Origin of the sequence: uncultured Friedmanniella sp., assembly GCF_964244005.1 — a bacterium.
Taxonomy (GTDB): Bacteria; Actinomycetota; Actinomycetes; order Propionibacteriales; family Propionibacteriaceae; genus Microlunatus.
Window position 1 is genome coordinate 151,744 of sequence record NZ_CAXTHG010000006.1, and the last position, 7,747, is coordinate 159,490.

Genomic DNA, 7,747 nt, shown 5'->3' on the forward strand with positions numbered 1-7,747 from the left:
TCTCAGCTCCAGCCGGCGGCCTGCTGCTGGACTCGCCGGTAGGTGGCGGGCGGCGGCAGTCCGGCGTCGGCACAGGCGGCGTAGAGCCGGCTGGCCGAGCCGAAGCCTGCGGCGTGGGCGACGGTCTCGACGGTCAGCGCGCTGGTGATCAGCAGTCGCTGGGCCTCCGCTAGCCGGCACGAGGTCAGGTACTCACCGATCGTGGAGCCCACGGCCTGACGAAACAGCTGCATCGCGTAGTGCGGGTTGAGGTGCACCGCGGCGGCGACCTCGGCGACCGAGAGCGGGTCCCGGAACCGGGTGGCGACGACGGCGGCCATCGCCGCGGCGCGGGACCGGGTCCGGGCCGTACCGGGCCGGTCGGTCGTGGCGGTCTCGTCGCCGGGCCGGGCCAGCCGCAGCAGGCGGTGCAGGTAGGCCTCCATCTCCAGCAGGGCGATCTCGGTCAGCGCCGGGTCGGTCGCGGCCAGGTCGCCGGACCACCGGACAAAGCGGGGCTCGCTGGGCCCCGCCGTCTCCAGCGCGGCTGCGGTGACCAACGGCTGGCCGCTGAGCAGCTCGGTGATCCTCGGCTCGGCCAGCCGCCAGCCGAGCACGACGGCCAGCGGCAGGGTCAGCCAGCGGGCGTACGAGCCCTCCTCCGTCGCGACCACCTGGTGCGGCAGCGCGGCCCAGAAGACGCTCGTGGTGCCCGCGGGCAGGACGACCCGACGGCCGCCGAAGAGATAGTCGAGCTGGCCGCGCACCACCACGTTGACCTCGATGTCGTCGTGCCGGTGCGCTCGGCGCATCGGCAGCGCCCGTCCGCTCCAGCACGTCAGGCCGAAGACCTGGTCGTCGGTCCGCAGCGAACCGACGTGGCGGGAGTCAGACATCTGAGGATCCAGGAGAGGGAGGGGATTTCTCGGGAGGCGCTGGGCGGTTCGTCGGGCCTAGGGTCGAAGAACAACCAACCACACCACGAAGGATCCCGCCATGTCCCTGGCTCTCGCGCCGAACCCCTCGAGGCCCGCCGGCCCGGCCGCTCCAGCCTCGCCGTACCACCTGACCGCCGAGCAGGTCGAGTTCTTCGACACCAACGGCTACCTCGTGCTGCGTGGCTGGATCCCCGCCGACCTGCTCGGCCACCTGCAGGACGCGGCGACGGCCTGGATCGCCACCGGCCACGCCCTCGCGGCGGACGACCCGGCCCAGGCCGACTTCCAGTACGCCTCCCGACCGAGCGGTGAGGTGATGTACCGGATCGACTACCTGCACGCCAAGGGCCGGGCCGAGTCGTTGGCGCTGCTCGGCGCCCCCGAGATGCTGGGCATCGCCGAGTCGCTCTGCGGACCGAGCTTCGTGCCGACGTACGAGTCGCTGGTCTTCAAGAACGAGGGCGACGGCGCCCCGATCCCCTGGCACCAGGACGCCGTCCACCCGCGCCGGCACCGGATCGTCAACGTGGACGTCTATCTCGACTCCTCCCGCGCCGGTGAGGGTGCGCTGCGGGTCGTGCCGGGTTCCCAGACGCAGAAGAACGACGTCTGCCTGGTCCGCGACGAGCACGGCTGGACCCCGCCCGGAGCGGTCCAGGTCGAGCTGGAGCCCGGCGACGTCCTGCTCCACGACGTGATGGTCGTGCACGGCTCAGAGCCCGTCCGCGACAACCCGTTGCGGCGCACCATCTACTACGAGTTCCGCCCGGCCGAGCAGATCCTGAGCGAGGGCCCGTGGGACCGGGACTGGGTGGACGCCCGGATGCGGCTGATGCCGGTCGCGCTGGCCGAGCACGCCCGACTGCGGCCCGACGCCGCGGAGTTCGCCTGGCAGCCCGCCGAGGACCTGCGCCCGGACTCCTCGGGTGACCGGGAGGTCGAGCTGCGGCTGGCGCACCTGGTGAGCAGCCCCGGTTCCTTCTGCAGCGCGGGCGACGTCGCCTTGCCTCCCGCCTGAGGCGTCACAGGCCGTCGTCGGGCCGCCAGTGGTCCTGCCAGCGCCAGTCGATCGGGTCCCGGCTGCGCTGGTAGCGGATGTCGGTGGAGAGCCGCATCGTGCCGTCGGCGGCGACGTTGTCCGTCGCGGCGTGCACGAGGTGGGCCGAGTGGACGACCACGTCACCGGCGGCGTAGTCGGCCAGCAGCCAGCGGCTGTCGTACTGATCGGCCATCGCGGGCAGGTCCGCGGTCATCCAGGCGGCGCGCCGGTGCTTCCCGGCGGCCTCCTCGGCCATGATCTGGTGGTGGCTGCCCTCCAGGTAGGTGAGGCCGCCCAGCTCCACCGGGCAGTCGCCGAGCGGGAACCAGGCCGACAGCAGACGGTCGGTCCCCTCGCGGAGGTAGACGAGGTCGTAGTGGGCCTGGGTGGCGGTGCCGACCCCGTTCTCGCCGGGCCGGGTGTGCCGCAGGATCTTGCGCCGGTGCAGGTGGACCTCGTCGGCGAGGAACCAGGCGAACCAGCTCTGCAGGACGGGCTGGGCGCACAGCGCCTGGTACTGCGGCGAGGGGATCACCGTGCCGAAGAGGGCGTGCCGCAAGGCGGCCTGGTCGACCGGGGTGACGGCCGCCGATCCGTCGACGGCCGGCCGGCTCTCGTCCCAGAGGCCGCAGCCGCGCAACGACTCGAAGTAGAAAGCCCGGAAGGCCCAGAGCGGGTCCGGGTCGAGCAAGCCCGGCAAGAAGAGATAGCCCTGCTCCTGCAGTCGACGCCACAGCGCGTCCCGGTCGGTGCGCTCGGCGGTCGGCGTCGGGTGCAGCTCGCCGAGCCGACGTGGACTTTCCTCGAGGACATAGCCGTTGGACGTGATCACCACACCCATGCTGGGCGGTTCTTCTCTTCGCGACCATGGAGGATCGACCAGATGATCATGGACTTTCGTGAGGAATGATCGATGATCATGAGCGAGTACGCGTGGGCGCACTACCTGCCGGCGTCGGCCGCCCTGCGCGACAGCGGCCTGTCCTGCCGCGGTGCGGGCGAGCAACGGGCCTGGCCCGGCATGGGTGCCCGGCGGCTCTCGACGGCCGGGCTGGTGATCGTCGCTGAGGGCCGCGGCTGGTACGCGGGACCGCCCTGCCCCGAGCCGGTCGAGGTGGCCGCGCCGGCGGTGATCTGGCTCCATCCCGGGGTCGAGCACCGCTACGCGCCCGACGCAGCCGGTTGGCGGGAACGCTGGGTGCTCTTCGAGGGCACGGCGGTCAGGGCGTACGAGGCGCTGCGGGCCTGGCGCCGCGACCAGCCCGTACGCCCCGCCACGGCCGAGCTCGACGAAGCGGTAGCGCCGCTGTTCGCCGGACTACGCGCCGGGACGGCCACGCCCGGCCGGCGGGCCGAGCTGCTCGGGGCGACGCTGACCGCAGCCGTGATCGGGCTGGCCGGCGCCGAGCCCGAACGTCGGGCCGACTCGGCGGCCGACATGGTGGTGGCGTCGGCGTTCACGCCCGCCTCCGTCGCTGAGCGGGCACGGTCGGCCGGCCTCTCGACCGAGCAGCTGCGCCGCGAGGTGGCTGAGCAGACCTCGCTGTCGGTGCACGAGCTGGTGATCCGGACCCGCGTGGCCCGAGCCCAGCAGCTGCTCGCCCAGACCGGTCTGGGCGTCGCCGAGATCGCTCGACAGGTCGGCTACGACGACGCGGCCTACTTCTCCCGGCTGTTCACCGCCCGGGTGGGTCTCGCGCCCTCAGCCTTCCGACATCAGGTCGGCGGGATCAGCTCGGCTGCGTGGTCGGGGACGTAGGTCGACGTGTCCCGCGAGGGCCGGTCGTAGCCGGTGTGGACGGGGACGCGCTTGGGCAGGTGGACCGGCGGCGTCGGCACGTCGACGTACGGGATCGTCGACAGCAGGTGGGCCATCATATTCACCCGGGCATGCTTCTTGCGCTCGGACTCCACCACGAACCACGGGCTCTCCGGGGTGTCCGTCCGGCTCATCATCTCGTCCTTGGCCCGCGAGTACGCCTCCCAGCGCTTGACCGACTCGACGTCGGTCGGGCTGAGCTTCCACCGGCGTACCGGGTCGTCCAGCCGGGAGCGGAAGCGGCGCAGCTGTTCGGCGTCGGAGACCGAGAACCAGTACTTGCGCAGCAGGATGCCCTCATCGATCAGCAGCTGCTCGAAGACCGGCGCCTGCTGGAGGAACAGCTCGTGCTGCTCGGGCGTGCAGTAGCCCATCACCGCCTCCACGCCGGCCCGGTTGTACCAGGACCGGTCGAAGAGCACGATCTCCCCGCGCGAGGGCAGCCGGGCGACGTAGCGCTGGAAGTACCACTCACCCTGCTCGCGCTCGGTCGGCGTCGGCAAGGCGGCCACTCGGGCGACGCGCGGGTTGAGGTACTCGGTCACCCGCTTGATGGTGCCGCCCTTGCCGGCCGCGTCCCGGCCCTCGAACAGCACCACGACCCGGGCGCCGGTCGTCCGGACCCACTCCTGCATCCGGACCAGCTCGGCCTGCAGCCGGAAGACCTCGGCCTCGTAGAGCTCACGCGGGAGCTGGTGACCGGCGGCCGGGTTCTTCGGACTCATCAGGTGACCGTAGCCGTTGGCGCCCCGGACTCAGGCGCCCCGGACTAAGGCGCCCCGGACTCAGGCGCCCCGGACTCAGGCGCCCCGGACTCAGGCGCCCCGGCTCAGGCCGACGGAAGCTCGGCCAGCTCGGGCTGCTCCGGGCCGTGTGGAAGGTCGATCCGCTCCTCACCGGTGACCAGGGCGCGCAGGATGACCCGACCGACGTAGTCCGCGCTGTGCGCCACCATGCCGGGCCGGAGCTCTTGGCCGGCCACGAGCGTGCCCTCCCCGAACTCGGTGGCGGTGATCGAGGGCAGCACGAGGGAGACCGCGACCCGGTCGCCCTCGAGCTCCCGCCGCCAGACGGCGCTCAGCATGTTGACGGCGGACTTGGTCGAGGCGTACGCGCCGACGCCCGGCAGCACCATGGTGGTGGTCCCCGAGCTGATGTTGACGATCCGGCCCGCGCCGCTCGCCCGCAGCGCCGGCAGGGCGGCCTGGGTCATGCCGACCAGGCTCAGCACGTTGAGGTCGAGGACGCGCCGGAACTCCTCGAGGTCGAGCCGGTCCAGCGGCCGGTGCAGGCTGACGCCCGCGTTGTTCACCAGGCCGTCGATCCGGCCGTGCCGCGCCAGGGTCGCGTCGACGAGGGCCGCCCGCTGGCCGGCGTCGGTCACGTCGGTCACCACCGCGAGCGCTCCGCCGAGGTCGTCGCTCAGCTGCTCGAGCCGGTCGGCCCGTCGGGCCGCCAGCACCGGATGTGCGCCGGCGTCGTGCAGCACCCGGGCCGCAGCCTCGCCGATGCCGGAGGACGCACCCGTGACGATCACGATCTTGCCCTTCAGGTGCCACGGTTCCATGAGGTCGACCTTAGGTCGGGCTGTCGTGCTGGGATCATCGGAGCGTGACCGACCCTGCCGCACTCGCCGCGACGGACTGCCCGAAGCAGATGGTGCACGGCCCCTGTGGCGGGGTGCACGCTGATGGCTCGTGCGAGCTCGGTGACCGCCGGTGCTCGTTCGTGGACGGGCCAGTGGTCCCGCGGCAGCCGCTGACGCCTGCACCGGTGGTCGGTGAGGCGCCGAGCTCGGATGGGGCCGAGCTGCGGACGCTGCTCGCCGCCGGCCGGGTGGTGGTCGCGGACTTCCCGGCGGCCGCGCTCAGCACCGAATCGGTGGCCGCGACGGCCGCGGTGCTGCGCGGACGGGTGCACGCGGTGCTGGCCGGGGACTCCCCGCGCAGCCGGGTCCAGTTCCCGCCCGCGTTCCGCGCCGGCCTGATCCAGGCGGCGGGGCTACGGGTGTGGGCCGGGCTCAACTGCCGCGACCGCAACCGGGTGGCCCTCGAGGGCGAGGTTGCCGCCCTGGCTGCCGTCGGGGTCGCGGCGGTGCACTGCGTCACCGGTGACCACACCGCCACGGGTTCTCGCCCGGACGCGGCTCCCGTCTTCGACCTGGACTCGACCCAGCTCGCCGAGCTCTGCGCGGCCGCCGGTCTGCTGACCTCGGTCGGCGAGTCGCCGGCCACTCCCCCGACCGAACACCGGCCGGCTCGCCTGGTCGAAAAGCTCACGACCGGCGCCGAGGTCTGCTTCGTCAACCACTGCGGCGGCGCCGCCGAGGTCGGCCGCTTCGTCGGCGCCGTCCGTACGCTCGGCGTCGACCCGCGGTTCGTCCCCTGCGTCCCGATCGTCCTCGACCACGCCAGTGCCGCGCTGCTGGCGTCCTTCCCGTCGCTCGTGCTGCCGGCCGGCTACCTCGACCGGGTCCTCGCCGCCGCCGACCCATGGGCCGTCGGGATCGCCGCAGCCGTCGAGCTGGCGGAGTCCTACCTCGCGATTGACGGCGTCGCCGGGGTCAACCTGTCCGGAGGTGGCGCGCCCGGCGAGGAAGTCAGCTTCGCCGGCGCTCTCGCCGAGATCAGTACGCGGCTGGCGGGGGAAACTGTTGCTCCGATGTCTGTCAAGGGGTTTCAGGCGGTGAGGAGCCAGACGCGGTAGTGCTGGGCGAGGGCGGTGAGGGTGAGGTTCTTGGCTTGTCGTGCAGGCCGGAGGTCGGCGTAGTCGCGCAGCGAGACGGGCAGTCGGTGGAAGAGTCAGGGCTCCGCGACCTCTTCCCATCATGACTGTCAGTGGGCTTCTCTAGAATTGCTCACATGTTCGAAGCAGCGTCTACGGGTCCCGGCGGGTCGCCGGTCGACCTGACGCGCTGCTCGGTCGGTCAGCTGGCCGGTCTGTTCGAGCGGAACCACCGGGCGTTGATGCAGGCCGAGTGCCAGGCGTTGATGTTGGCGGCGGCGTGGGCGGACGCCCACGAGGTGGACGTGGACGCCGGGGACTATCAGCCGTTGATCGAGCGGGCCTGCTTCGTGGGTGGGGACGGGACCCCGGCGGTGTCGGAGTTCTGCGCTGCTGAGCTGGGGCGTTGCAGGCGACGGGGATGATCGCGGCGCAACGGTTGATCGCCGACGCCCTGGATGTGCGTTACCGGCTGCCGCGGTTGTGGGTTCAGGTGCAGTCCGGGCAGGTGAAGGGCTGGCAGGCGCGGAAAATCGCCCAGATGACCCATCAGCTGTCGTGGGAAGCGGCCGTGGACGTGGATGCGGCGGTCACCGGCTATGTCGGGACGCTGCCGTGGCCGCGGTTCGAGAAAGTCCTCGAGGCGGCAATCATCGACGCCGACCCCTCCCAGGCTGAGGAACGGGAACAGCGGGCCCAGACGGCGCGGGATGTGTGGGCTGGTCGGACTGAGGACGGTTTGCGGACGGTGGTGGCCCGCGCCCTCCAAGGCGACGCCACCTTGTTGATGGCGACCGTGAACCGGATCGCCGAGATCCTCGCCGCGGACGGCGACGTGGCCCCGGTGGGGGTGCTGCGGTCGAAAGCGTTCGGCATCCTCAGCGAACCGGCGGTCGCCCTGCAGCTGCTGATCGACCACCAACACGACCGGCCCGCCCCCGACCAACCGGTCGAGCCCCAACCTGAGGACGAGGGGCCGGGGGACGCTGAGCCGGAGGACGGCGAGCCGACCGGGTCCGAGCCTGGGCCGCAGGAGGGCCATCGGTCGCTGGACCTGAGCCCGCTCCCGCTGCCCGCGGACCTCTCGGCGGCGCGGCCGCGGGTGACGTTGACCTTCCACGTCAGTTCCGACACTGTCCTGGACGGGCACGGGATGATTCGGCCCGAAGAGGGTGAGGCGTGGACGTTGGATGAGTTCCTGGCCTGGTTGACCGCCCACCAATGCCACCTCACCATCCGACCAGTGGT

9 protein-coding genes are annotated in these 7,747 nt (G+C 72.2%); 5 read left to right on the forward strand and 4 right to left on the reverse strand.

The annotated features are described in order from the left end of the window. Positions 1-2 precede the first annotated feature (2 nt). Positions 3-875 (reverse strand): helix-turn-helix domain-containing protein, encoded by an 873-nt coding sequence (locus tag ACFE76_RS05855; protein WP_375430813.1) that lies wholly within the window; start codon positions 873-875, stop codon positions 3-5. A 100-nt stretch (positions 876-975) separates the two neighbouring features. Here ACFE76_RS05855 and ACFE76_RS05860 point away from each other — a divergent pair, with 100 nt between their 5' ends. After that, positions 976-1,935, forward strand: coding sequence for a phytanoyl-CoA dioxygenase family protein (locus ACFE76_RS05860; protein WP_375430814.1), 960 nt, complete (start codon positions 976-978; stop codon positions 1,933-1,935). A gap of 4 nt (positions 1,936-1,939) precedes the next feature. Here ACFE76_RS05860 and ACFE76_RS05865 read toward each other — a convergent pair whose 3' ends face one another. Further along, positions 1,940-2,788, reverse strand: coding sequence for a phytanoyl-CoA dioxygenase family protein (locus tag ACFE76_RS05865; protein WP_375430815.1), 849 nt, complete (start codon positions 2,786-2,788; stop codon positions 1,940-1,942). 87 nt (positions 2,789-2,875) lie between these two features. Between ACFE76_RS05865 and ACFE76_RS05870 the strand changes: the two genes are divergently transcribed. Continuing rightward, positions 2,876-3,715 (forward strand): helix-turn-helix domain-containing protein, encoded by an 840-nt coding sequence (locus ACFE76_RS05870; RefSeq protein WP_375430816.1) that lies wholly within the window; start codon positions 2,876-2,878, stop codon positions 3,713-3,715. Here ACFE76_RS05870 and ppk2 read toward each other — a convergent pair. Together ppk2 and ACFE76_RS05880 are read right to left on the reverse strand one after the other, a co-directional pair. Further along, positions 3,673-4,500, reverse strand: a complete 828-nt coding sequence (ppk2, locus tag ACFE76_RS05875; protein WP_375430817.1) for a polyphosphate kinase 2 — start codon at positions 4,498-4,500, stop codon at positions 3,673-3,675. The two genes, ACFE76_RS05870 and ppk2, sit on opposite strands and share 43 nt — an antisense overlap. A 104-nt stretch (positions 4,501-4,604) precedes the next feature. Next, entirely contained in the window at positions 4,605-5,342 is a 738-nt protein-coding gene (locus ACFE76_RS05880) for an SDR family NAD(P)-dependent oxidoreductase (RefSeq protein WP_375430818.1), read from the reverse strand. Between the two features lie 44 nt (positions 5,343-5,386). Here ACFE76_RS05880 and ACFE76_RS05885 point away from each other — a divergent pair, with 44 nt between their 5' ends. The 3 genes from ACFE76_RS05885 to ACFE76_RS05895 form a co-directional block, all read left to right on the forward strand. Continuing rightward, positions 5,387-6,481, forward strand: coding sequence for a methylenetetrahydrofolate reductase C-terminal domain-containing protein (locus tag ACFE76_RS05885; protein ID WP_375430819.1), 1,095 nt, complete (start codon positions 5,387-5,389; stop codon positions 6,479-6,481). A gap of 155 nt (positions 6,482-6,636) precedes the next feature. Next, positions 6,637-6,924 carry a hypothetical protein gene (locus tag ACFE76_RS05890; RefSeq protein ID WP_375430820.1) on the forward strand — a complete coding sequence of 96 codons (288 nt, stop codon included), beginning with the start codon at positions 6,637-6,639 and terminating at the stop codon, positions 6,922-6,924. After that, on the forward strand, positions 6,921-7,747 hold an 827-nt coding region (locus ACFE76_RS05895), incomplete at its 3' end, for a DUF222 domain-containing protein (RefSeq protein ID WP_375430821.1). The genes ACFE76_RS05890 and ACFE76_RS05895, both read left to right, overlap by 4 nt.

What these genes read in the sequence shown, in the direction of transcription:
- ACFE76_RS05860 (WP_375430814.1), top strand. Translation starts at nt 976, where the DNA reads ATGTCCCTGGCTCTCGCGCCGAACCCCTCGAGGCCCGCCGGCCCGGCC.
- ACFE76_RS05855 (WP_375430813.1), bottom strand. Translation starts at nt 875, where the DNA reads ATGTCTGACTCCCGCCACGTCGGTTCGCTGCGGACCGACGACCAGGTC.
- ACFE76_RS05880 (WP_375430818.1), bottom strand. Translation starts at nt 5,342, where the DNA reads ATGGAACCGTGGCACCTGAAGGGCAAGATCGTGATCGTCACGGGTGCG.
- ACFE76_RS05890 (WP_375430820.1), top strand. Translation starts at nt 6,637, where the DNA reads ATGTTCGAAGCAGCGTCTACGGGTCCCGGCGGGTCGCCGGTCGACCTG.
- ACFE76_RS05870 (WP_375430816.1), top strand. Translation starts at nt 2,876, where the DNA reads ATGAGCGAGTACGCGTGGGCGCACTACCTGCCGGCGTCGGCCGCCCTG.
- ppk2 (WP_375430817.1), bottom strand. Translation starts at nt 4,500, where the DNA reads ATGAGTCCGAAGAACCCGGCCGCCGGTCACCAGCTCCCGCGTGAGCTC.